General features: G+C 72.1%; 19 protein-coding genes. 5 read left to right on the plus strand and 14 right to left on the minus strand.

All coding sequences use genetic code 11. The annotated features are described in order from the left end of the window. Positions 1 to 57: 57 nt before the first annotated feature. Genes SM757_RS22435 through SM757_RS22445 form a run of 3 tightly spaced genes read right to left on the minus strand, consistent with a single transcriptional unit; the run spans position 58 to position 3,963 of the window. Complete coding sequence (locus SM757_RS22435) at positions 58 to 2,328, minus strand: xanthine dehydrogenase family protein molybdopterin-binding subunit (protein ID WP_322467117.1); 2,271 nt, start codon at positions 2,326 to 2,328, stop codon at positions 58 to 60. 17 nt (positions 2,329 to 2,345) lie between these two features. Continuing rightward, a complete protein-coding gene (locus SM757_RS22440; RefSeq protein ID WP_322467118.1) occupies positions 2,346 to 3,341 on the minus strand; it encodes an FAD binding domain-containing protein in 996 nt (331 codons plus the stop codon). A 4-nt stretch (positions 3,342 to 3,345) separates the two neighbouring features. Continuing rightward, positions 3,346 to 3,963, minus strand: a complete 618-nt coding sequence (locus SM757_RS22445) for a 2Fe-2S iron-sulfur cluster-binding protein (protein ID WP_322467119.1) — start codon at positions 3,961 to 3,963, stop codon at positions 3,346 to 3,348. A gap of 58 nt (positions 3,964 to 4,021) precedes the next feature. Between SM757_RS22445 and upp the strand changes: the two genes are divergently transcribed. Next, positions 4,022 to 4,663 carry a uracil phosphoribosyltransferase gene (upp, locus tag SM757_RS22450; protein ID WP_066334260.1) on the plus strand — a complete coding sequence of 214 codons (642 nt, stop codon included), beginning with the start codon at positions 4,022 to 4,024 and terminating at the stop codon, positions 4,661 to 4,663. Positions 4,664 to 4,726: 63 nt separating this feature from the next. Here upp and SM757_RS22455 read toward each other — a convergent pair whose 3' ends face one another. From SM757_RS22455 to lexA, 6 genes are all read right to left on the minus strand, one after another. Continuing rightward, the gene (locus SM757_RS22455) at positions 4,727 to 5,215 is read right to left on the minus strand and encodes a polyhydroxyalkanoate granule-associated phasin (protein WP_066334259.1); all 489 of its coding nucleotides are present in this window, start codon (positions 5,213 to 5,215) and stop codon (positions 4,727 to 4,729) included. Positions 5,216 to 5,287: 72 nt separating this feature from the next. Further along, a complete protein-coding gene (locus tag SM757_RS22460; RefSeq protein ID WP_218011438.1) occupies positions 5,288 to 5,842 on the minus strand; it encodes a chromate transporter in 555 nt (184 codons plus the stop codon). A 24-nt stretch (positions 5,843 to 5,866) separates the two neighbouring features. Next, entirely contained in the window at positions 5,867 to 6,460 is a 594-nt protein-coding gene (locus SM757_RS22465; protein ID WP_322467120.1) for a chromate transporter, read from the minus strand. Further along, positions 6,457 to 7,464, minus strand: a complete 1,008-nt coding sequence (locus SM757_RS22470; protein WP_066334250.1) for a D-2-hydroxyacid dehydrogenase family protein — start codon at positions 7,462 to 7,464, stop codon at positions 6,457 to 6,459. The genes SM757_RS22465 and SM757_RS22470 overlap by 4 nt, the downstream gene beginning before the upstream one ends. A gap of 85 nt (positions 7,465 to 7,549) precedes the next feature. Continuing rightward, positions 7,550 to 7,936, minus strand: a complete 387-nt coding sequence (locus tag SM757_RS22475; RefSeq protein ID WP_322467121.1) for a hypothetical protein — start codon at positions 7,934 to 7,936, stop codon at positions 7,550 to 7,552. Positions 7,937 to 8,323: 387 nt separating this feature from the next. Then, complete coding sequence (lexA, locus tag SM757_RS22480) at positions 8,324 to 9,001, minus strand: transcriptional repressor LexA (protein ID WP_066334246.1); 678 nt, start codon at positions 8,999 to 9,001, stop codon at positions 8,324 to 8,326. Between the two features lie 104 nt (positions 9,002 to 9,105). Between lexA and SM757_RS22485 the strand changes: the two genes are divergently transcribed. Further along, positions 9,106 to 10,071, plus strand: a complete 966-nt coding sequence (locus SM757_RS22485; RefSeq protein ID WP_066334245.1) for an asparaginase — start codon at positions 9,106 to 9,108, stop codon at positions 10,069 to 10,071. On the opposite strand, the gene SM757_RS22490 is transcribed toward SM757_RS22485, so the two are convergent. From SM757_RS22490 to SM757_RS22510, 5 genes are read right to left on the minus strand one after another with little or no spacing between them, the layout of a single operon-like run. After that, positions 10,068 to 12,236 carry a putative bifunctional diguanylate cyclase/phosphodiesterase gene (locus SM757_RS22490; protein WP_322467122.1) on the minus strand — a complete coding sequence of 723 codons (2,169 nt, stop codon included), beginning with the start codon at positions 12,234 to 12,236 and terminating at the stop codon, positions 10,068 to 10,070. The two genes, SM757_RS22485 and SM757_RS22490, sit on opposite strands and share 4 nt — an antisense overlap. Continuing rightward, the gene (locus tag SM757_RS22495; protein ID WP_322467123.1) at positions 12,229 to 13,161 is read right to left on the minus strand and encodes an ABC transporter substrate-binding protein; all 933 of its coding nucleotides are present in this window, start codon (positions 13,159 to 13,161) and stop codon (positions 12,229 to 12,231) included. The genes SM757_RS22490 and SM757_RS22495 overlap by 8 nt, the downstream gene beginning before the upstream one ends. Further along, positions 13,158 to 15,170, minus strand: a complete 2,013-nt coding sequence (locus SM757_RS22500) for a TonB-dependent receptor plug domain-containing protein (protein WP_322467124.1) — start codon at positions 15,168 to 15,170, stop codon at positions 13,158 to 13,160. The genes SM757_RS22495 and SM757_RS22500 overlap by 4 nt, the downstream gene beginning before the upstream one ends. Positions 15,171 to 15,183: 13 nt before the next feature. Further along, the gene (locus tag SM757_RS22505; protein WP_169805871.1) at positions 15,184 to 15,327 is read right to left on the minus strand and encodes a hypothetical protein; all 144 of its coding nucleotides are present in this window, start codon (positions 15,325 to 15,327) and stop codon (positions 15,184 to 15,186) included. A gap of 19 nt (positions 15,328 to 15,346) precedes the next feature. Then, on the minus strand, positions 15,347 to 15,781 hold the full coding sequence (locus tag SM757_RS22510; RefSeq protein WP_322467125.1) for an organic hydroperoxide resistance protein: 435 nt from the start codon (positions 15,779 to 15,781) through the stop codon (positions 15,347 to 15,349). 144 nt (positions 15,782 to 15,925) lie between these two features. Here SM757_RS22510 and SM757_RS22515 point away from each other — a divergent pair, with 144 nt between their 5' ends. From SM757_RS22515 to SM757_RS22525, 3 genes are all read left to right on the plus strand, one after another. Further along, entirely contained in the window at positions 15,926 to 17,764 is a 1,839-nt protein-coding gene (locus SM757_RS22515; RefSeq protein ID WP_322467126.1) for a RecQ family ATP-dependent DNA helicase, read from the plus strand. 95 nt (positions 17,765 to 17,859) lie between these two features. Then, complete coding sequence (bcsA, locus tag SM757_RS22520; RefSeq protein ID WP_322467127.1) at positions 17,860 to 20,154, plus strand: UDP-forming cellulose synthase catalytic subunit; 2,295 nt, start codon at positions 17,860 to 17,862, stop codon at positions 20,152 to 20,154. A 1-nt stretch (position 20,155) separates the two neighbouring features. Continuing rightward, on the plus strand, positions 20,156 to 22,474 hold the full coding sequence (locus tag SM757_RS22525) for a cellulose biosynthesis cyclic di-GMP-binding regulatory protein BcsB (RefSeq protein WP_322467128.1): 2,319 nt from the start codon (positions 20,156 to 20,158) through the stop codon (positions 22,472 to 22,474). Positions 22,475 to 22,496: the final 22 nt, after the last annotated feature.

Below are 22,496 nucleotides of genomic sequence, written 5' to 3' on the forward strand. Positions count from 1 at the left end.
GCTGTACAGCCGCGGAATGCCCGCCGGCTTTCACCGGCGGGCTTGGAACGATGCTTATCAGCGCTGCGCGTGCAGCAGGCTGTCCAGGGAAATGGGCAAGTCCCGGATGCGCCGGCCTGTTGCATGCCATACCGCATTGGCTATGGCGCCGGCCACGCCGGTGATCCCGATTTCACCGATGCCCTTGGCTCCCAGCGGGCCGATGTGCGGGTCGTCCTCCGGCACGATGATCAATTCGATATCCGGAATGTCGGCATTCACCGGGATGTGGTATTCGCCCAAATTGGCATTGGCGATGCGGCCATAACGCGGGTCGCGCAGCGAATGTTCGTGCAGCGCCATGGACAAACCCCAGACGATGCCGCCGAGCAACTGGCTGCGGCCGGTCTTGGCATTCAAAAGGTTGCCGACCGAATAGGCCGCCACGATGCGCGGCACGCGGATTTCTCCGAGGTCCGCATCCACGTGCACTTCCACGAACACGGCGCCGAAGGAGTGCTTGGAATATTTTTCGGCATCCGGTCCGGGCGTGGCGCGCACGTTGACCTGCAAATCGATGTCGGCGTGGCGGGCGGCGAGCGATTCCAGGGTTTCGCCGCGGCCGGGCTCGTCCGTCTTGCGCAGGCGGCCTTCGCGCAGCTCTATCAATTCATGCGGCACGCCGTGTAGGGGCGAGGCCTCGTCCGTCACGGCCAGCTCGGCCAAGTGCGTGCGCAGCAGCTCGCACACGGCGTGCACGGCCGCGCCGGCGCTGGCGGCGGTCATGGAGCCGCCGGAGACCGGCGCCATGGGCAGCGCCGTGTCGCCGATTTCCAGCGCGATGCGCGCGGGCGGCAGGTCCAGCCGGTCGGCGGCCACCTGCGTGAGCAGCGTCCAGGTGCCCGTGCCCAGGTCGTGCGTGCCGCACTGCACGCGCACGTGCCCGTCCGGCAGCAGCGTGGCGCGCGCCTCCGACGCCAGCCGCTTGGCCGGGTAGGTGGCCGTGGCCATGCCGTAGCCCACCAGCACGTCGCCCCGGCGCGTGGCGCGCGGCTTGGGGTTGCGCTGCGACCAGCCGAAGGCTTGCGCTCCCTGGTCGTAGCACGCCAGCAGCGACTTGCTGGAGTAGGGCAGCTGCTGCCCGGCGTCGAAGTCGGAATGGTTGCGGCGGCGGAACTCCAGCGGGTCCAGGCCGGCCTGGTGAGCCAGCTCGTCCATGGCCGACTCCAGCGCGAACGAGCCCGTGGCCTCGCCCGGCGCGCGCTGGAAGGTCGGCACGCCCACGTTCAGCGGCACCAGCCGGTGCGTGGTCGCCACGTTGTCGCAGGCGTACAGGAAGCGGGAGATCAGCGCCGAGGGCTCTATCCAGTCCTCGATACGGGAGGTTTCGGCGTGCACCCGGTGCTCCAGCGCCGTGAGCTGGCCGCCACCGTCCGCCGCCAGCCGGAACTGCTGCTGCGTGAAGGGCCGGTTGCCCACGGGGCCGAACATCTGCGTGCGCTCCACCACCAGCCGCACCGGGCGTTTCACTTCGCGCGCGGCCATGGCGGCCAGGACGACGTGCGACCACGCCGACCCCTTGCTGCCGAAGGCGCCACCCACGAAGGGGCTCACCACGCGCACCTGCTCGGCCTGCAGGCCCAGGCGCTGCGACAGGGTCTGCTTCACGCCGTGCACGTACTGGGTGGAGTCCCAGAGCGTCAACTGGTCGCCGTCCCACGCCGCCAGCGTGGCGTGCGTCTCCAGCGGGTTGTGGTGCTCCAACGGCGTGGTGTAGGTGGCTTCAAGCCGGTGCGCCGCCTGGCTCCAGGCGGCTTCGACGTCGCCGCGGCGGCTGTCCGGCTCCTGCCCCTGGGCCTCCTTGGGCGGATGCGCCTGGGCCTTGGCGGCCTCGAAGTCGAGCTGCGGCGGCTCCTGGTCGTACTCCACCTGGAGCAGCCGCGCGCCCTGGCGCGAGGCTTCCAGCGTCTCGGCCACGACCACGGCGATGGGCTGGCCGTCGTAGTGCACGCGATCGTCCTGCAGCAGCGAGAGCGTGCGCCCCGCGGGCGGCTTGATGCCGGCCTGGCCGCCTTCAGGCAGGCGCGGGGCGTTGAAAAACGTCATCACCAGCAGCACGCCAGGGTGGGCCTCGGCGGATTTCGTGTCGATGGCGCGTAGGCGCCCGGCTGCCACGCGGCTTTGCACCAGGGTGGCGTGCGTGAGGCCGGGCAGGTGGAAGTCGGCCGCGTAGCGGGCCTGGCCGCAAACCTTGAGCGGGCCGTCCACGCGGGAGAGGGCGCCGCCGAGCTTGCCGTCTTCGGCACCCACGGCGGGCGAGGTCAGGGTCAATGTCGAAGTTGCGTCCATGTCGTCCTGCCTCGCGTTCACAGCGTGCTGCCGCGGGCGGCGCGGGCGATGGCGCGGCGCACGGCGCGGCGCGCCAGTTCGATCTTGAAATCGTTGTCGCCATAACCCCGCGCGCCGGCTAGCAGCGCGTCGGCGGCGTCGTTGGCGGCGGCCTCGTCCGGCATCCGGCCGGCGAGTGCGGCCTCGGCGGCCTCCACGCGCCAGGGTTTGTGGGCCACGCCGCCCAACGCCAGGCCGGCGCGGGTGACGCGGCCGGCGCCGTCCAGCTCCAGCGCTACAGCCACCGACACCAGCGCGAAGGCGTAGCTGGCGCGGTCGCGGATCTTCAAATACTGGCTGTGCCCGGCCGCCTGCGAGGGCGGCAGCTCCACGGCGGTGATCAGCTCGTCCGGGGCGATTTCCGTGTCCTGCTGCGGCGTGTCGCCGGGCAGGCGGTGGAAGTCCGAGAGCGGCATCACCCGCTCGCCGCGCGCGCTCTGCAGCACCACGCGCGCCTGCAGCGCGGCCATCGCCACGGCCATGTCCGACGGGTGCGTGGCGATGCAGTGCTCGCTGGCACCCAGGATGGCGTGCCCGCGGTTGAACCCGCCCAGCGCATCACACCCGCTGCCCGGCTCGCGCTTGTTGCAGCGCCGGAAACCGTCGTCGTAGAAGTAGGGGCAGCGGGTGCGCTGCAGCAGGTTGCCGCCCACGGTGGCCATGTTGCGCAGTTGCTGCGTGGCGCCCGCCAGCAGCGCGCGCGACAGCAGCGGGTAACGCTTGCGCACCAGCGGGTGGTCGGCCGCCTCGGTGTTGCGCACGCCGGCGCCTATGCGCAGGCCGCCGTCGGGGAGCGCTTCAATCGCATCCCAGGGCAGGCGGCTCACGTCAATTAACTTGCAGGGGCGCGCGATGCCGCCCTTCATCAGGTCCAGCAGGTTGCTGCCGCCGGCTATGGGGGTGACGCCGGGCTGGGCCATGAGGGCCAGGGCGTCGGCAATCGACGCGGGGCGTTCGTAGAGGAAGTTGTCCATGCGCTCAGCGGCCCTGGCCGCCCTGGTCGTTGTCCAGCACCAGGCGCACGGCCCGCACGATGTTGGGATAGGCGCCGCAGCGGCAGAGGTTGCCGCTCATGCGCTCGCGGATCTCGTCGTCGCTCAGGGGCTCGCCCGCGCGGGCGAGGTCCGGCGTGACGTGGCTGGCGCGGCCGGCGCGGGCCTCGTCCAGCAGCGCCACGGTGGAGCAGATCTGCCCCGGCGTGCAGTAGCCGCACTGGAAGGCATCGCACTCCACGAAGGCGGCCTGCACGGGGTGCAGAGCGTCCGGCGTGCCCAGGCCTTCGACGGTGGTGACGCTGCGGCCCTCGCACATCACGGCCAGGGTCAGGCAGCTGTTGACGCGGCGGCCCTCGACGAGCACGGTGCAGGCGCCGCACTGGCCGCGGTCGCAGCCCTTCTTGGTGCCGGTGAAGTGCAGGTGCTCGCGCAGCGCGTCGAGCAGGGTGACGCGGGCCTGCACTTCAAGGGCCACGGCTTCGCCGTTGATGTGGAGCGAGACGCGGTGGGGTGGCGGTTCCGCGGCGGCAAGTGCCGTGCGGGTGGAGACGGGCTGGTCCATGGCGAGGGGGGGGCGCGGCGGAAATCGCGCCAAGGGCATGCGGAGGTTGCGGTCTGCGGCAAGGGTTGTTCCTGGGGCCGCCTTTAGACTTCCGCCCATGCCTACCATTGACGTCGTTCACCCTCTGGTGAAGCACAAGATCGGCCTGCTTCGCGAGGCCGGCATTTCCACCAAAAAATTCCGCGAGCTCACGCACGAGCTCGCGCGGCTGCTGGCCTACGAGGCCACCGCCGATTTCCCCCTGCAGAAGACGACCATCGATTGCTGGAGCGGCCCGGTGGAGGTCGATGAGATCGCGGGCCTGAAGGTCACCGTGGTGCCCATTCTTCGCGCCGGGCTGGGCATGCTGGACGGCGTGCTGGACATGGTGCCCAACGCCAAGATCAGCGTCGTGGGCCTGTCGCGCAACCACGAGACGCTGCAGCCGGAGCACTACTTCGAGAAGTTCGTGGGCCACCTGGACCAGCGCACGGCGCTGATCGTGGACCCGATGCTGGCCACCGCCGGCTCCATGATCGCCACCATCGACCTGCTCAAGGAGCGCGGCTGCAAGGACATCCGCGCGCTGGTGCTGGTCGCCGCGCCCGAGGGCGTGGCCGCGCTGGAAAAGGCCCACCCGGACGTGCGCTGCTGGACCGCCGCGATTGATTCCCACCTCAACGAGTTGGGCTACATCATCCCGGGGCTGGGCGATGCCGGCGACAAGATCTTCGGCACCAAGGATGAAGAAACGCGCTGACCTGCAGCGCGTTTGTGAGGTTCAAGGCGGCCTGCGGGCCGCCTTTTTCATGGGCGCGGGCCTTCAGGCGTGGCGGTGGCGAATGCGCGCCTGCGGCGCCGTCCCCACCTTGCGCCGCGCGTGCTCGGCCACGGCCAGCACGGGCACCGTGACCGGGTTGAGCGCCACCTTGGCCAGGCGCTGCGCGTTGGCCGTCACGCGGCTGTGCACGGGCTTCAAGCCTGCGGCGGTCACGCCGGGCAGGGCGTGCAGCCATGGGCCGGCGTCGAACCAGGCCTGCGGCTTCCACCACGCGCCCATGAGCGCCAGCAGCGCCTTTTGCTGCACCTGCCACAGGTGCATGACCATGGCCACGGCGGATTCGCCCATGGCCTCCAGCTTCTCCGCGCCCATGAGGTGGAACTCCTTGACGTCGCGCTCGGAGGGCAGGTGCCCGGCCGCCATCATGCGCAGCGTGCGGTGGGCGATGACCTGTGGCGCCGCCAGCGCGATGTCCCACAGGGTTTGTGCGTTGCGCCACCAGGATGCCCAGGTGGCCACGGAATTCGGCATTTCGATCTCCCTTGAACGGTCCGGAATGGACCTGTGTCGGCAAGCCGCGCGCCCAAGGCTGCCCGCGCGGGCTTACGCCAAACCCAGCATGCCGGCCAAAGCCCCGGCCGCGATCAGCCACAGCGGGCTGAGCCTGAAGCGCCAGGACACGAAGGCGCTGCCCGCCACCAGCGCCATGGCGCCCAAGTGCGCCTGCGCGGGCTCGGCCAGCAGCCAGCCGGTGGACAGCAGCAGCGCCACGGTCAGCGGCGCCAGCCCGCCGGTGAAGGCGCGCACCTCGCGGCTGTCGCGGCGGCTGCTGCTCCAGCGCTCCAGCGCCAGCGTCAGCACGCTCGAAGGCAGCAGGATGCCCGCCATCGTTGCCACCGCACCGAAAGCCCCGCCTATCTGCCAGCCCAGCGCCGCCACGAACAGCACGTTGGGCCCGGGGGCGGCCTGCGCCAGCGCGATGCACTGGCTGAAGTCCGCGCTGCTGAGGTAGCCGTGCTCGCGCACGAGGTAGCGGTGCATCTCCGGCGCGGTGACGATGGCCCCGCCTATGGACAGCAGCGACAGCATCATGAAGTGGGCCACGAGCTGGGCCCAGTCCAGCCAGCCCATGGCGGCGGCTGCGGCGGTGGGGTTCATGCGGTCGGCCTCACGCGGTGGGGCTCATTTCAGCCGCTTCCAGGCCAGCAGCACCGAGCCCAGGCCCACGGTGGCCAGCACCGCCGGCAGCGGCCAGTGCAGCACCAGGATCAAGCCCAGCGACAGCGCCACCACGCCCAGCGCGGGCGGCCAGCCCAGCGGGCTCTGCTTGAGCGCCGGCAACAGCTTGAGCCCCATGGCCAGCACCAGCCCGGCGGCCACGGCCGCCATGCCGCGCAGCGCGCCGGCCACGGGTGCCAGGGTGTTGAAACGGCCGTACAGCACGACCAGCAGCAGCACCACGGCGCTGGGCACCAGCGTGAGCCCAAGCAGCGCCGCGGCGGCGCCGCGCCAGCCGAAGTGCCGGTGGCCGAACATCAGCGAGACGTTGACGATGTTGGGCCCGGGCAGCACCTGGCCCAGCGCGAGCAGCTCCAGGAATTGCGCCTTGGTGAGCCAGCCGCGGCGTTCCACCAGCTCGTGCTGCGCGATGGGCAGCACGCCGCCAAAGCCCTGCAGCGCCAGCCGGTTGAAGGCCAGCAGCAGCTCCAGCAGGTTGCGCGGGCGCGCGCGCGGCGTGTCGGCGTCGCCGCCGGCGCGGTCGCCCGCGGGGCTCAACGGTTCACCTTGAGCGCGTCGGGGTTGACGATGTTGGTGGGCTCGCCGCGCATGTAGGCCAGCACGTTGTCGAAGGCGGCGCCGAAGTAGAGCTCGTAGCTGTCGAGCTCTACGTAGCCGATGTGCGGCGTGCACACGGCGTTTTCCAGCCGCAGCAGCGGGTGGCCCTGCAGGATGGGCTCGGACTCGAACACGTCCACCGCAGCCATGCCGGGATGGCCCTTGTTGAGCGCGGAGACCAGCGCGTTCTCCTCCAGCAGCTCGGCGCGCGAGGTGTTGACGAACAGCGACGTGGGCTTCATGCGCGCGAGGTCTTCCAGCGTCACGATGCCGCGCGTCTCGTCGTTCAGGCGCAGGTGCACGCTGAGCACGTCGCAGCCCTCGAAGAAGCTTTCCTTGCTCAGCGCGGTGGCATGGCCGTCGGCGCGGGCGCGGATCAGCGAGGGCTCGCGGCCCCACACCACCACCTGCATGCCGAAGGCGCGCGCGTAGCCGGCCACGATCTGGCCGATTTTTCCGTAACCCCAGATGCCCAGCGTCTTGCCGCGCAGCACCATGCCCAATCCGAAGTTGGGCGGCATGGACGCGGCCTTGAGCCCGGACTGCTGCCAGGCGCCGTGCTTCAGGTTGCTGATGTACTGCGGCAGCCGCCGCATGGCGGCCATGATGAGCGCCCACGTCAGCTCGGCCGGCGCCACGGGCGAGCCCACGCCCTCGGCCACGGCGATGCCCAGCCGCGTGCAGGTCTCCACGTCGATGTGCGAGCCTACGCGGCCGGTCTGCGCAATGAGCTTGAGCTTGGGCAGCTTCTCCAGCAGCGCGCGCGAAAACTGCGTGCGCTCGCGTATGAGCACCAGCACCTCGGCGTCGCGCAGCCGTACCGACAGCTGGCCTATGCCCTTGACGGTGTTGGTGAACACCTTGGCATTGAGGTGTTCGAGCTTGCTGGCGCAGCGCAGCTTGCGCACCGCGTCCTGGTAGTCGTCGAGGATGATGATGTTCATGGGCAGGCCGGATTCTGCCTGCCCTGGATCAGGCAGCGTCCCGTTGGGCGGGCGTGAACCTGTTGGCGCAAGCGTTTCAGTTGCTTCAGACGCGCTTGGCCCGGGCTTGCCCGCCGGCGCGCAGCCGGGTCGTGAAAAGCCGGTCCAGCGCGGCCATGCGGCGCTGTGCCTCGGACTGGCTGCCGTGGCGCGCCACCAGGCCGAACACCGCCGAGCGCAGGTGCCACAGCTCGCGCAGCCCCGGGGCGCTGCGCACGCGCACGCGCAGCTTCTCGGCCTCGTCGCCGGGCAGGCCGTGCAGGGCCAACTCGAAGGCCTGGCGGGCCTCTTCCGGCACGGCGTCCACGCTTGGACGCAGCCAGCGGGTGAAGTAGTGCCAGCGGTAGTGCCAGCGGCTGTCAAAGGTGCCGAAGCTCGCCGGCCCGGGAGGGCAGCATTCGGTGCGGCGGCTGGATCGGCGGAAGAGCTTCATGGCAGCGGGGTCTCAAGCTCCGCATTGTCCGGACGTGGCCGCCGGCCTAAGCCGTGAAATAAGCCGCTTGACAGTCGCTATTCAAACGTAACGGGCCGTTTGCCAATGCTCGGGAATGTGGCCGAGCGGTAAGCGCTGCGGGCAATGGTGGCAAGTGAAAGCAGGGTGCTGCTTGGGGCGAACGGTATCGCCCCGTTAGCCCCTGTGGCCAGGGCACCGCGCACCTTCATCCGTCATGCCCGCGAAGGCGGGCATCCACGCCGGCCGGGATGTTGGTGCGCCGACGCCGGCTTTGGACGATGCAGTTCGAAGGCGAGACTTCGGTGTTCGTGGATGCCCGCTTTCGCGGGCATGAGCGGCAGGGAGCGAGGCGCCGTGCCGCCGCCGTCACAGCAGGGGCGAGTTGCGGATCAGGCCCACGGCCACGCCTTCGAGCGCGAAGTCCGCGCTGCCCGGCGCCACGTGGATGGGCTGGAACTCCGGGTTCTCGGGCAACAGCTCTATGCCGGCGCGGGTGCGCTGGAAGCGCTTGACGGTGACCTCGTCGCCCAGGCGGGCCACGACGATCTGGCCGTTGCGCGCGTCGTCGCTGCGCTGCACGGCCAGCAGGTCGCCGTCCAGGATGCCCGCGTCGCGCATGCTCATGCCGCGCACGCGCAGCAGGTAGTCCGGCTTGGTGGGAAAGAGGGCCGGGCTGACCTGGTAGTGCTGGTCGATGTGCTCCTGCGCCAGGATGGGGCTGCCGGCTGCGACGCGGCCCACCAGCGGGAGCGACAGCGCGGCGGCGGCCAGGAGGGCGGCCGGGGCCATGGCGTCGTCCGCGCGCGCGGCGCGCAGGGCGCGCAGCGTGTCAGACTTCAGCCGGATGCCGCGCGAGGTGCCGCCCACGAGCTCGATGGCGCCCTTGCGCGCCAGCGCCTGAAGGTGCTCCTCGGCCGCGTTGGCCGAACGGAAACCCAGCTGCGCCGCGATCTCGGCACGGGTGGGCGGCGCGCCGGTGCGCTCGATGGCCTCCTGGACCAGGTCGAACACCTGCTGCTGGCGTGGCGTGAGGGCTGTGTTCATGGCGCTTGCTGGGCTGGTGGGTGTACTGCGGGGCGCGGCGCGCGGCCGTGCACGGGGGCGGCTGTCGGAATCCATACCTGTATTTTCATCCATGGAGTGAGCGCATGCAAAGCCGATTCGTCGTTCTCGGCACCGGCGGCACCATCGCGGGTACCGCCGCGGCCGCCGACGACCACCTGGGCTACCAGGCCGCCCAACTGGGCATCCAGACGCTGCTGGCCGGGGTGCCGGCCTTGAAGGACTGGCCGGTGGAGGCCGAACAGCTCGCGCAGCTCGACAGCAAGGACGCCACGCACGCGCTGTGGCAGGCGCTGGCGCAGCGCGCGAGCCACCACCTGGCGCGCCCCGAGGTGGCCGGCGTCATCGTCACGCACGGCACGGACACGATGGAGGAGGCCGCCTACTTCCTGCACCGCGTGCTGGCGCCGCGCGACAAGCCGGTGGTGTTCACCGGCGCCATGCGCCCGGCCACGGCGCTCATGGCCGACGGCCCGCAAAACCTGGTGGACGCCTTGACCCTGGCCGCCACGCCGGGCGCGCGCGGCGTGCTGGTGACCATGGGCGGCGGCGTGCATGGCGCGGCCGAGGTGCGCAAGCAGCACAGCTACCGGCTGGACACGCTGTCCTGCGGCGACGCCGGCGCGCTGGGCTTCGTGGAGGCCGGCCGGCTGCGCCGCCTGCGCGACTGGCCCGCGGGCGAGGCGCTTGGGCTGGCCGCCGTGAGCGCGCCCGTGGCGCACTGGCCGCGCGTGGACGTGGTGATGTCGCACGGCGGCGCGGACGGGCGCGTCGTGCGCGCGCTGCTGGCCGCGGGCACGGACGGCCTGGCCGTGGCCGCCACCGGCAACGGCACGCTGCACGCGGCGCTGCTGGCCGCGCTGGAGGAAGCGGCGGCCCGGGGCGTGCCGGTGCTGGTGGCCAGCCGCTGCGCGCACGGCGGCGTCATCGCGCAGCCGGGGCAGCGCTTCGAGACGGCCGGCACGCTCACGCCGGTGGCCGCGCGCATCGAGTTGCTGCTGCAACTGCTGGCGCGGCGCGCGGCGGCGGCAGGGCCGGATGGGGCCGCTTAAGACCCGCTGAGCAGCGGGTGCGCCGTGGCCGGCTGTGCCACGCAGCGCTGGCGGAACTCGTGGGCCGGCATGGGCTTGGCGAACAGGAAGCCCTGGACCATGTCGCAGCCCGTGTGCTTGAGCGTCTGCAGCTGCGCCTGGGTTTCCACGCCCTCGGCCACCACCTGCAGGCCCAGCTTGCGCGCCATGGCGCAGATGGCCTGCACCACGGCCAGGTCGCTTTGCGCGGCGGGCAGCCCGGCGACGAAGGAGCGGTCGATCTTGAGGCTGTGCACCGGTAGCCGGGTAAGGTAGGACAGGCTGGAGAAGCCCGTGCCGAAGTCGTCTATGGCCAGGCGCACGCCCAGCGCCTGCAGCCGCAGCAGCACCTGCAGGCCGTGCTCGGGGTTCTCGACGATGCCGGACTCGGTGAGCTCCAGCTCCAGCAGGTGCGGCGGCAGGCGGTGCGCGGCCAGCGCGGCGGCCACCGTTTCCACGATGTCCGAGCGGTTGAGCTGGCTGGCCGAGACGTTGACGGCCACGCGCAGCGGCGCGGCGCCCTGCGCGGCGTTGGCGGCGTTCCACGCCTGGGCGTCGCGCGTGGCCTGGTCCAGCACCCAGGCGCCTATCTCGCGGATGAGGCCGCTGGCCTCGGCCACGGGGATGAACTGCCCTGGCGGCACCAGCCCGCGGTGCGGATGGTTCCAGCGCAGCAGCGCCTCGGCGCCCACCAGGCGGCGGCCGTCCATGCTCCATTGCGGCTGGTACCACAGCATGAGCTCGCCCTCGGCCAGCGCGCGGCGCAGGTCGGTTTCCAGGTGCAGCCGCTCCAGCACGGGGGCTTCCATGTCGGCGCTGAAGAGCTGCACGCCCATGCGGCCGCCGCCCTTGGCCGCGTACATGGCCATGTCGGCCGCGCGCAGCAGCGTGGTGGGGTCCTGCGCGTCGCCGGGGTAGAGGGCCACGCCCACGCTGGAGCCCATGCGCACCTCCTGGCCGGGGACGGCGATGGGCTCGCTCACGACTTCGAGCACGCGCTGCGCCAGCGCATGCGCCAGGGTGCGGCCCTCGTCGGCGGGCAGCGCCTCGCGCACCAGGACGAACTCGTCGCCGGCCAGCCGCGCGGCAAAGCCGTGGTGGGCCACCAGGGCGGTGAGGCGCTGCGCGATAGCCTTGAGCACCAGGTCGCCGCTTTCGTGGCCCAGCGAGTCGTTGACGGCCTTGAAGTGGTCCACGTCCACGAAGAAGAGGGCCACGCTGTGGCCGTGCTCGCGCGCGGTGGCGATGGCGAGGTCCAGCCGCTCGCGCAGCAGCACGCGGTTGGGCAGCCCGGTGAGGGCGTCGTGCTTGGCCAGCCGGTAGGCCTCGGCCGAGGCTTCCTCCAGCATGCGGGTGCGCTCGGCCACGCGGCCCTCCAGCGTGTCGCGCGCCTCGCGCAGTTGCGCCGTCATCCGGTTGAAGGCCTGGGCCAGCAGGCCCACCTCGTCGCGGCTGTGCACGCGCACCTGGTGGTCCAGGTCGCCCGCGGCCACGTGGCCGGCGGCGATGGTCACCTCGCGCAGCGGCTTGAGCACCACGCGCGCCAGCACCGCCATGCCGGCCATGCCCAGCAGGCCCATGAGCGCGGCCGCACCCATGGAGGTTTCCAGGAACATCAGCAGTTGCTGGCGGAACGAGGCCGTGCTGAGCGACACCACCACGTAGCCCTGGGGTTCCTGCGGCGCGCTCGCGGCCTGGCTGCCGGGCATGGCCGGCCCGGCGGCCAGCAGCACGGGGGCGACGAAGTTCACCGGCACGTTGGCGGGCAGCAGCAGCCCCTGGAGCTCGCCCAGCATGGTGGGCTCGGGATGGCGCTGCGTCGTCGGCAGCTCGGCCGGCCCGGCCGTGCCGTGGCGCGACAGGACGCGGCCGGAGAGGTCGAACACCGTGACGCCGGCCACGTCGGGGAAGGAGGAGGCGCCGTGGGCCACGTGCTCCAGCTCGGCCGCGTCGCCGGAGAACACGCCCATCTGCGCCTGCTCGGCCACGGTCTTGGCCAGGCTCAGGCCCAGCTCGCGGAAGGTGGCGCTCTGGCGCTGCTGGTGGCGCACCACCAGGCTCGCCACCAGCGCCACGGTGGTCAGCAGGATGAGCAGTGCCGCGTAGAGGCCCAGCTTGCTGGCCAGGCCGTGCCAGGGTTTAGTCATGGATGCTTTCCGCGGAGCGCAGCACGTCTTCCGCCAAGGGTACTTTGAGCACCTGCGCGGCGCGGCGGTTGATGACCAGCGCCGCGCGCCGCGGCGCCAGCGGGGCCGCGCCCAGGCCGCGCGGGGCCAGCAGGCGCAGCGCGACGTCGGCGCACTGCAGGCCCAGGTCTTCGTAATCCCACTCCAGCGCGTACAGCGCGCCCGCGCGGGCCCAACTGCCGGCCGGGCCCACCAGCGGCACGCGCTGGCGCATGGACACCGTCAGCAGCGCGCGCGCGGCCTGGGGCGAGAGCACCTGCGCGTCGGCCAGCACCATGAGCGCGTCCAGCGCGGAGGCTGCGCGCTCCACGGTGGGCTGCACGTCGGCGGCGGACTCCACCGGCAGCGGCTGCAGTTCCAGCCCCGCGCGGCGCGCGGCCTGCAAGGCCGCGTCCAGCCGCGGGCTGCCTTCGGCCGCGTGCAGGACCAGGCCCACGCGGTGCGCCGTAGGCAGCATGCGGCGCAGCTGCGCGAACTGCACGGCGGGGTCGTGTTCCAGCATCACGCCGGGCAGCGTCGTGGTGGGTGCGCCGCAGGACATGAGCCGCACGCTGCCGGCCTGCGCGCGGGCCGCCTGCTCGCCCGCGGCGCCCACGCCCACGAGCAGGTCCACGCCGCCGCCGCGCACGGCCGCCTCCAGCCCCGCACCGGGCTGCGCGTCGGCCGGCATCAGCCGCACCTGCGCGGCGCTGGCGAGCGCCCTGGCGGCGCTTTGCGCCATCACTTCGAGCTTGCCGGGCTGCGGCGGCATGACCAGCAGCACCGTGCGCGTGGCGCCTTGGGCCAGCACCAGGCCGCAGCCCAGCGCCATGGCCCAGCCGCAGGCCAGCGCGCGCGCCGTCGGGCTCGGGGTTTTGCCGGCCTGGAGCAAGCGGCTGCGGCTCACAGGCTCTTCTCAAGCCGCAGCAGCAGCGTGCGGCCGGGCTGGGGCAGCCAAGTCAGCGGAAGGTGCTCCTGGCCGGCGGGCTGCATGGCGTGGCGGTCCAGCGCGTTGTAAACCGACAGCGCGCCGCGCCAGCCCGGCAGCGCCGTGGCCGGCAGGTTGAGCGTGGCGTTGAGCAGCATGCAGCCCGGCAGCCGCTCGCCCTGCAGCGTGCGCACGCTGGAGGTGCTGCGCGCCTCCAGCGCCAGCGTGCTGCCGCCGTCGCCCAACTGCAGCATCAGCGCGCCCTTGGCCAGCAGCCGCGGCGAGTTGGAGAGGGCCGAGCCGGCCTCGTGGGCCTTGCTGTCCTGCCACGACAGCGACCACCGCGTTTCCAGCCCCGAGCCCAGGCGCCAGTCGATCTGGCCCTCGACACCCGTGGTGCGCACGCTGCCGCCGTTGGCGTACTGCAGCAGGTTGGGCGCGACCTCCTGGACGTCTATGAGCCGGTTCAGCACGTTGTGATAGAGGGACAGGCTGGTCTGCCAGCGCTCGCTCCAGCCCGCCTCCCACACGGCTTCCGTGGTGCGTATGCGTTCAGGCTGCAAGGCGGGGTTGGGCCGTTGCGTGGCGCCGCCGTCGGTGTACCAGAGCTCGAAGGCGTTGGGCGCGCGGTAGGCCGTGCCCTGCAGCAGCTTCAAGGCGTGGCGCTCCGCGGGCTGCCAGATCAGGCCCAGCCGCGGGCTGGTGGTGCTGCCGAAGGTGCTGTAGCGGTCGGTGCGCAAGCCGGCGTTGACGCGCAGATGCGGCGCGAGCGAGCGCTCCAGCTGGACGAAGAAGCCGCGCGAGGAGCCGCTGTGCAAGTCGTCCAGGATGGTGGCCGCGGCGCTGTAGTAGAGCTGGCGCATGCGCGAGTCGCGCTGGAAGTCCGCCCCCAGCTTGAGCCGCGTGCGCTCGTCCACGCGCTGGTCCAGCACCGTTTCGAGGCGGCCCCAGTGGCCCTCGGTGAAGTCGAAACTGGCGCCGCCGTCGCTGCGGGTGATGTAGTCGCCCCAGTAGTGGTAGCTGTTGATGGAGCCGCTCAGGCGCAGCAGCGCGCCGTCCCAGACCTCGGCCTCGCGGCCCAGGCGCAGGTAGCGCTGCATCTGCTGGTACGCGTTGCGCGGGTCCGACAGCGTGGTGGCGTAGGCGCCGGTGGGCACCTGCTTGTGCCAGTCCTGGGCGCCGGCCTGCAGGCTCCAGCCGTTGACGCGCAGGCTGCCCTGGAGTTGCAGGGTGCGCAGCGCATCGGCGCCGCTGGAGCGGCCGGCCGTGGGCGTTTGGGCGGCCAGTTGCGGGAAGTAGAGGCTGGTGCCGTCGCTGTGCGTGGCGGCCAGCGACAGTGCGTACTCCAGGCCGCCCTCGCGCTGGCCGCCGCCCAGGCGCAGCCCGCGCGTGCCTTGCGAGCCGGCGTGGGCCTCGGCCTGCCAGCCGCGGTAGTCGCGGCCCTGCTTGGTGGTCACGTCCACCACGGCGAACACGGCCGAGGCGCCGTACAGCGACGAGCCCGGGCCGCGCACGACCTCTATGCGCTCCACGCTGCCCAGGTCCACCAGCGCGTCCTGGCCCAGGGCGGCCTGGCCGTAGACGTTCTCGTTGACGCGCTGCCCGTCCACCAGCAGCAGGATGCGGCCGTTCCAGTCGCCCGGGCGCAGCAGGCCGCGCACGCCCACGTAGTCGTAGACGAGGTCGCTGCTGGTGTGAAAGCCGGGCAGGCTGCCCAGCGCCTCGGCCAGCGTGCGCCAGCCGAAGCGCTCGATGTCCGTGGCGGTGATGACGGAGACGGAAGAAGGCGCGTCGCTGGCCGACTGCTCGAAGCCCGACGCCGCGAAGACCGAGGGAACCTCGCGCAGCAGCAGCTCTTGGGCGGCGGCGGCCCGGGGCAGCAGTGACAGCGTGCAGGCCAGCGCGCCGCTTGCGGCGGCCCACGCCCGGGGCGCGGCGTGGAAAGGCGCGCGGCGGCCCGGGCCGCCGCGGGAAAAGTCACTGCTCATTGTCGTTATTGCATCACCGCATCCAGGCCTTTTTCGGCCGGGCGGCGTGCAACTTGAAGCAGGACGGCGTTTTTGAGGCTTTTTCGATGCTTTTGCGCGACGGCAGGCCGGGTTTTCCATGAAAAACGCCGGCGCGATGGCCGGCGTTGTCCGTCACGAAGGCAAGCGCCGCGGCGTCAGACCACCGTGAGCTTCACGTCCACGTTGTTGCGCGTGGCGTTGGAGTAGGGGCAGACCTCGTGGGCCTCGGCCACGAGCTTCTCGGCCGCGGCGCGGTCCATGCCGGGGATGGAGATCTGCATGTCCACCTGGATGCCGAAGGCGCCGGGCTTGTTGGCGTGCGGGCCGATGGCCACTTGCGAGGTGATGGACACCTCGGCGGGCAGTTGCAGCTTCTGCCGTCCGGCCACGGCCTTCATGGCGCCGATGAAGCAGGCGGAGTAGCCGGCCGCAAAGAGCTGCTCGGGGTTGGTGCCCTGGCCGCCGTCGCCGCCGAGCTCCTTGGGGGTGGAGAGGTTCACGGTCAGGCGGCCGTCGTCGGACTTCGCGCTGCCGGTGCGGCCACCCGTGGCAGTGGCCGTTGCGGTATAGAGGGCTTTCTCGATTGCCATGGTCATCCTCGTTTGTCGTTGAAGGGGGCAGCGAGTGTAGGAAGCGCGGCGCCCGGGTCTCCCGGGCAAATTCCCTGCCGCGACCAAGGGAATGCGGCTTGCCGTCCGAGCGCTCATTGCCACCTTCCTTTTCCCGGCACATCCATGACCGCCAACAACCTTCCAGCGGCCTTGCGCCGCTCCCTGCGCCGCACTTTCGGACTGCGCGAGCTGCGTGAAGGCCAGCAGGCCGTGATCGAGCGCGTGCTTGCCGGCCAGGACACGCTGGCCGTGATGCCCACGGGCGCGGGCAAGTCGCTGTGCTACCAGTTGCCGGCGCTGCACCTGGACGGGCGCACCGTGGTCGTCTCGCCGCTGATCGCGCTGATGCACGACCAGGCCAGCAAGCTCGAGGAGGCCGGCGTGGAGGCCGCGCAGCTCAACAGCGCGCGGCCCGCGGCCGAGCAGAAGGACTCCATGGCGCGCATCGCGCAGGCGCGCAGCGACATCGTGTTCACCACGCCGGAGCGGCTGGCCGACACGGCCTTCCTGGAGACGCTGCGCCAGGCCGGCGTGGCGCTGCTGGTGGTGGACGAGGCGCACTGCATCTCGCAGTGGGGGCACGACTTCCGCCCGGCCTTCCTGGGCATAGGCGCGGCGCTGCGCACCCTGGGCGACCCGCCCGTGCTGGCGCTCACGGCCACGGCCACCGAGCAGGTGATTGCCGACATGCGCCGCCACCTTGGGCGGCCCAAGCTGGAGATCGTGGACACGGGCGTGTACCGCCCCAACCTGCGGCTGCAGGTGGCCGTGTGCGACAGCGAGAAGCACAAGTTCGAGACGCTGCAGCGCGCCTTGGGCAAGACCGACGGCCCCGGCATCGTCTACACCGCCACCGTGAAGACCTGCGAGGAGCTTTATCAGCGCCTGGGGGCCGCGGGCGAGAGCGTCACGCGCTACCACGGCAAGCTGCGCGCGGCCGAGCGGCAGGCGAACCAGGAGCGCTTCATGGGCGGGCAGGCGCGGGTGATGATCGCCACCAACGCCTTCGGCATGGGCATAGACAAGGCGGACCTGCGCTTCGTCCTGCACTACCAGCTCCCGGGCAGCCTGCTGGCCTACTACCAGGAGGCCGGCCGCGCCGGGCGCGACGGCGAGGCGGCCGACTGCGCGCTGCTCTACCACCGGCCCGACCGGCAGGTGCAGCAGTTTTTCCTGGCGCGCAGCCGCCCCGACGCGGACGAGCTGCGCTCGGTGGTGCAGGCGCTGGGCGAGGCGCCACTGCCGGTGGCGTCGCTGCTCAAACGCCTGCCGGGCTTCACGCGCCACCGGCTCATGCACGCGCTCACGCTGCTGCGCGACGCGGGCATGGTGCGCGCCAACCGCACGCGGGCGTGGTCGCTGCTGCGCGGGGTGGAGCACCTGGACATCACGCCGCTGGTGGCCGATTACGAGGCCCGCGCCGAGCACGAGCACGAGGCGCTGGAGCGCATGGTGTTCTACGCGCAGACGGGCCGCTGCCGCTGGCGGGCGCTGCTGGAGTACTTCGAGCAGGAGCCGCCCTTCGAGGGCGAGCACTGTGGCCACTGCGACAACTGCCTGAATTTCGCCAGTGCCCAGGAGGCGGCGCGGCAGCAGGATGCTGCGGCGGCCAGCGCCAGGGCCGTTGCCCCGGCGGCGGCCAACGAGACCATTGCCGCCTCGGCGCTGCAGGAGCAGCCGCGGCCGCAGGCGGTGCAGCCCGGGCCGGAGGTGGTGGTGGGTGAGCCGCAGCCTGCCTCGGTGCCCATGGGGGGGCTGCGCAAGCCGGGCCGCCCGCCCTCGATGTCGGCGCCCGCGGCCTTCCAGGTGGGCGAGGCGGTGCGCGTGCCGCGCTACGGCAGCGGGCGGGTGGCCTCGTCCAGCGCCGGCGAGGTGGCCATCAAGTTCCCGGACGGGCGCACGCGCAGTTTCGTGACGCAATACGTGCAGCGGGACGCGGCACCCAGCGCGGCAGCGGGTTGATCTCGGCAAGGTAGGACAAAATCCCCCGGACAGCCGGGGTGCCTCACCCCAGCGCCGCGCGGCGGCATGCGCCGTGCGCTGCCCGGGTGGGTTGCATGAAACGAGAAGATCCGCTGAACGATTTGCCGACGCTGCCTCTTCGCGCCACGCCTGGCCTGCACGTGCAGGACCTGGCCTGGCTGTTGCCGGCGTCCGTCCTGTTCCTGCTGGCGCTGGTGCCCACGACGTTGCAGGCGCAACTGTTGTTGTCAGGCGCGCTGCTGGCGGCGCTGGTGCCCTGCCATTACTTTGGCCGCCATGCGCACACGCTGCGCGCGCAGTCGCTGTGGCGGCTGACGGTGATTGCCGTGTGCACGCTGCTGTCGCTGCGCTACATGCACTGGCGGGCCACGGAGTCCATGCCGCTGCAGTTCGGCATGGCCGCCATGGTGGGCGGGCTGCTGCTGTTCCTGGCCGAGGCCTACGGCTTCGTGAACATGGTGCTGGGCTTCATGATCAACAGCGCCCCGTTCCACCGCCGCAGCGTGCCGCTGCCGGCCGACGAGCGCGAGCTGCCCACGGTGGACGTGTTCATTCCCACCTACAACGAGGACGCGGCCGTGCTGCGGCCCACCGTCATCGCCGCCACGCAGTTGAACTACCCCGCGCACAAGCTGCGCGTGTACGTGCTGGACGACGGCGGCACGGCGCAAAAGCTCGCCGACCCCGATGCGCTGCGCGCCGACGCCGCGCGGCGCCGCGCCGAATCGCTCAAGGCGCTGGCCGAGCGCTACGGCGCCACCTACCTCACGCGCGAGCGCAACCTGCACGCCAAGGCCGGCAACCTCAACGCGGCGCTGGCGCACGCGCGGGGCGAGCTGCTGCTCATCCTGGACTGCGACCACATCCCCACGGCCGACTTCCTGCGGCGCACGGTGGGCTTCTTCCTGGCCGATCCCAAGCTGTTCGTGCTGCAGACGCCGCACAACTTCGTGAGCCCCGACCCGCTGGAGCGCAACCTGGACACGCACCACGAGTCGCCGGCGGAGAACGAGCTGTTCTACGACGTGATGCAGCCGGGGCTGGACTTCTGGGGCACGTCCTTCTTCTGCGGCTCGGCCGCGGTGCTGCGCCGTTGCGTGATCGACGAGTTGGGCGGCATCTCCGGCCGCACCATCACCGAGGACGCCGAGACCACGCTGGACGCGCTCTCGCTGGGCTACAAGGCCGCCTACTACAACCGGCCCATGGTGTCGGGGCTGCAGCCCGAGACTTTCGCGGGCTTCATCGTCCAGCGCGTGCGCTGGGGGCAGGGCATGTGGCAGATCTTCATGCTCAAGAACCCGTGGAAGCAGCCCAAGCTGCGGCTGGTGCAGCGCATCCTGTACACCAACTTCGCCTTCTACTGGGGCTTTGCCGGCGCGAGGTTGATCATGCTGCTGGCGCCGCCGGCCTACCTGCTGCTGGGCATCAACCTGTGCGACACCACGGCGGACCAGTTGCTGGCCTATGCGGGGCCGGCGCTGCTGGGCTCCCTCGCCAGCACGCAGTTCATCTACGGGCGGGTGCGCTGGCCCTTCGTGTCGCAGCTCTACGAGATCGTGCAGTCGGTGCACGTGGTGCGGGGGCTGTGGGAAGTCATGCGCAGGCCCACGGCGCCGTCGTTCAAGGTCACGCCCAAGGGCGAGACGCTGGACGCGGATTTCGTCTCCTCGCTGGCGCGACCTTTCTACGTGCTGCTGGCGCTGACCGCGGCGGCCGTGCTCGCGGGCCTGTACCGCTGGCAGCACGAGCCGTGGAACCAGGGCGCCATCGCCTTCGTCCTGTTCTGGGGGGCGCTGGACTTGCTGCTGCTGCTGGGCGTGCTGGGCATCACCTTCGAGCGCCGGCAGTTGCGCAACGAGCCGCGCGCGCCGCACGAGGAGGGCGTGGTGCTGCACAGCGGGCGGCGCACCTGGACGGGCGCGACGGTGGACGCTTCGTCCACCGGCTTGGGCGTGCAGTTGTCGCCGCGGCCTGAGGGCTTTGGCGGCCTGGCGCCGGGGCTGCGCGTGGACGTGGAGCTGCCGGGGCGCCAGCGCCGGCTGCACGCCACCGTGCTGGGCGTGAGGCCGCGGCGCGACGGTAGCGTGGGCGTGGGCCTGCGCTACGCCTTCGACAACGTGCTGCAGGAGCGGCTGGCGGTGGACGTGGCCTTTGGCTCCAGCGAGGTGCTGGTGGCCAACAACCGCCGCCGCCATGCCGGGCGCAGCGTGTTGCGCAGCCTGGTGGCGCTGTTCAGGCACGCGCTCACCGACGGGCTGGACCACCTGCTGCACCTGCGCGAGCTGTGGGTGCAGCGCCAGCGGGCCCGGGCGGCGCAGCGGCGAGACAAGCGGAGAACGATGGATGGGCACAGCCATGAGGCTTGAGATGAACGAATTGCGGCGCTGGTGGCGGGCCGCGCGGGCGGCGGGAGCGGCCGTGGGCATGGCGGCGGGCCTGTGCGCGCTGCCCGCCGTGGCGCAGCAGGCGGTGCCGGGCGAAGCACCGGCGGCGGCGCCCGCGCCTTCGGCCACCCCCGTGGCCGCCGGTGCCGTGGCCACCACGTGGTCGCTGCCGCTGTCGCGCTTCACGGGCGACACGGCGCCGCTGCGCGTGCAGGGCGTGCAGGGGGAGCTGCGGCTGTCGCTGCCCATGCCGGCGCTGCTGTCGGCCAGCGAGGTGGTGCTGGAGCTGGTGGGCACGGCGTCGCAGGCGCTCATCAACAGCTCGCAAGTGGCGGTGGAGCTCAACGGCCGCGTGGTGGCGCAGCAGCGCCTGGCCGGTCAGAGCGCGCTGCGCCTGTCCGTCGCGCTGCCGGTGAGCCTGCTGCACGAGGGCTACAACGAGGTGCGGCTGGCCTTTGCGCAGCACTACCACGAGCGCTGCGAGTACCCCATGGCGCCGGAGCTGTGGACGCAGATCGACCCGGTGGCCTCGCGCTTCGTGGTGCGTGCCGCGCCGCGCGCGGTGCCGCTGCGGTTGGACCGGCTCGACGAGCTGTTCGACAAGCGCAGTTGGGACGAGGCGCCGCTGGTGCCCGTGTTCACCGCCGCGGCGCCGGACGCCGGGGTGCTGTCCGCGCTGAGCCTGGTGGCGCAGGGCATAGGCCAGCGCTACGACTACCTGCCCGTGCGCGTGGGCAGCGCGCGGCTGCCGGCGCGGCTGGAGGCCGTGGCCGAGGCCCTGCCGCCGGGGGCGCGCGGCGGCGTGGCCGTGGGCACGCTGGCGCAGATGGCGCCCATGCTGGCCGGCGTGCCCTTGCCCTCCGGCGGCGCGCCGGTGGCGGTGCTGCGGCGGCTGCCGGGGGACGAGGGGCGCTTCCTGCTCGTCCTGGCCGCGCAGGACGCGGCGGGGCTGGAGCAGATCGCCCGCGCCTTTGCCATGCCGCGCATGCCCTGGCCGGACAAGCCGTGGGCCACGGTGAGCCAGTTGCGCATGCCGCCGCTGGGCTCGGTGACGGGGGCGGCGGCGTCGCTGCGCCCGGCCACGCAGGCCTTTCCGCTGAGCGCCCAGGGCTTCAGGACCGTCACGCTGGTGGGCATGGGCGGCAGCGGCGGCGCGTCGGTGCGCTTCTGGAACCCGGCGTGGCAGGGGCGGGTGCAGGTGCGCGTGCACGCGGCCTACGCGGCGGGCATGGCGCCGCAGTCGGCGCTCAACGTGGTGGCCAACGGGACGATGCACGGCTCCATCCCGCTGGACAACCCGGCCGGCGGCGTCTACGACAACTACGCCGTGACCGTGCCCGCGGGTGCCCTGCGCCCGGGCTGGAACACGCTGACGCTGCAGCCCAACCTGGTGCCGCGCAACAACGGCGGCGAGTGCCAGGCCTTCTTCCCCGGCAACCTGGCGGTGACGGTGTACGAGGACACGACGCTGCAGACCTTTGGCGGCAGCCCGCTGCAGCGGCCGGACCTGGGGCTGCTGGCCTACAGCGGTCGGCCCATGCCGGACGTGCCCGTGGGCGTGGGCATGGCGGTGCAGCTCACCGACGCGCAGGACGCCACGGTGGGCGCGGGGCTGACGCTGCTGTCCAAGCTGGCGCAGGTGTTCCGCGGCCCGCTGCTGCGCACGCAGCTCACGGTGGGCGCGGCCCAGGGCGTGACCAACCACGTGTGGGTGGGCCCCGTGGGCGGCTTGCCCGACGCCGTGCGGCGCGCCGCGGGGCTGGACGCGCAGGGCGGGCTGGACGTGCCCGTGCCGCTGATCCAGACCAGCGACGTGCCCGTGCGCGAGGGCCAGGTGCTGCTGGCGCTGCGCGACCAGGTGGACGCCTTCGGCGCCGCGCCGGGCACGCTCTCGGCCCAAGCGGCGGTGGCGCCGGCGCTGCAGGGCCGCAGTGCGGCGGTGACCACGCTCGACAAGGGCGAGCCGGTGACGGTGTTCACCGCGCTGGACGCCGCGGCGCTGGAGGCCGGCATGCGCCAGCTCGTGGGCCATGGCGCGTGGAGCCAGCTCAAGGGCAGCGTGGCGCTGTGGCGCGCGGGCGAGGAGCCGCTGCAGACCGTGACGCCGGACGACGCGCCCTTCACCGCCTACTCGCTGCGCGGCGGCCTGGGCCTGTGGATTTCGCAGTACCCGTGGTGGGCGCTGTCCTTCCTGCTGGTGCTGCTGGGCTCGGTGGTGTGGCTGCTGCGCACGTCGCTGGCACGCTACCGCCGCCGCCACCTGCCCGCGCAGCCCGCGCGGCGGCATGACGACAAGGCTTGACCCTCCCCCAACACCAAGACGA

This window comes from Azohydromonas lata (assembly GCF_034427735.1).
Classification (GTDB): Bacteria; Pseudomonadota; Gammaproteobacteria; order Burkholderiales; family Burkholderiaceae_C; genus Azohydromonas; species Azohydromonas lata.

Excerpts from the sequence above, each read along its gene's own strand:
- bcsA (WP_322467127.1), top strand. The coding sequence starts at position 17,860 with ATGAAACGAGAAGATCCGCTGAACGATTTGCCGACGCTGCCTCTTCGC.
- SM757_RS22445 (WP_322467119.1), bottom strand. The coding sequence starts at position 3,963 with ATGCCCTTGGCGCGATTTCCGCCGCGCCCCCCCCTCGCCATGGACCAG.
- SM757_RS22490 (WP_322467122.1), bottom strand. The coding sequence starts at position 12,236 with ATGACTAAACCCTGGCACGGCCTGGCCAGCAAGCTGGGCCTCTACGCG.
- SM757_RS22470 (WP_066334250.1), bottom strand. The coding sequence starts at position 7,464 with ATGAACATCATCATCCTCGACGACTACCAGGACGCGGTGCGCAAGCTG.
- SM757_RS22515 (WP_322467126.1), top strand. The coding sequence starts at position 15,926 with ATGACCGCCAACAACCTTCCAGCGGCCTTGCGCCGCTCCCTGCGCCGC.
- SM757_RS22435 (WP_322467117.1), bottom strand. The coding sequence starts at position 2,328 with ATGGACGCAACTTCGACATTGACCCTGACCTCGCCCGCCGTGGGTGCC.
- SM757_RS22500 (WP_322467124.1), bottom strand. The coding sequence starts at position 15,170 with ATGAGCAGTGACTTTTCCCGCGGCGGCCCGGGCCGCCGCGCGCCTTTC.
- SM757_RS22485 (WP_066334245.1), top strand. The coding sequence starts at position 9,106 with ATGCAAAGCCGATTCGTCGTTCTCGGCACCGGCGGCACCATCGCGGGT.
- upp (WP_066334260.1), top strand. The coding sequence starts at position 4,022 with ATGCCTACCATTGACGTCGTTCACCCTCTGGTGAAGCACAAGATCGGC.
- SM757_RS22440 (WP_322467118.1), bottom strand. The coding sequence starts at position 3,341 with ATGGACAACTTCCTCTACGAACGCCCCGCGTCGATTGCCGACGCCCTG.
- SM757_RS22510 (WP_322467125.1), bottom strand. The coding sequence starts at position 15,781 with ATGGCAATCGAGAAAGCCCTCTATACCGCAACGGCCACTGCCACGGGT.
- SM757_RS22475 (WP_322467121.1), bottom strand. The coding sequence starts at position 7,936 with ATGAAGCTCTTCCGCCGATCCAGCCGCCGCACCGAATGCTGCCCTCCC.
- lexA (WP_066334246.1), bottom strand. The coding sequence starts at position 9,001 with ATGAACACAGCCCTCACGCCACGCCAGCAGCAGGTGTTCGACCTGGTC.
- SM757_RS22455 (WP_066334259.1), bottom strand. The coding sequence starts at position 5,215 with ATGCCGAATTCCGTGGCCACCTGGGCATCCTGGTGGCGCAACGCACAA.
- SM757_RS22460 (WP_218011438.1), bottom strand. The coding sequence starts at position 5,842 with ATGAACCCCACCGCCGCAGCCGCCGCCATGGGCTGGCTGGACTGGGCC.
- SM757_RS22525 (WP_322467128.1), top strand. The coding sequence starts at position 20,156 with ATGAACGAATTGCGGCGCTGGTGGCGGGCCGCGCGGGCGGCGGGAGCG.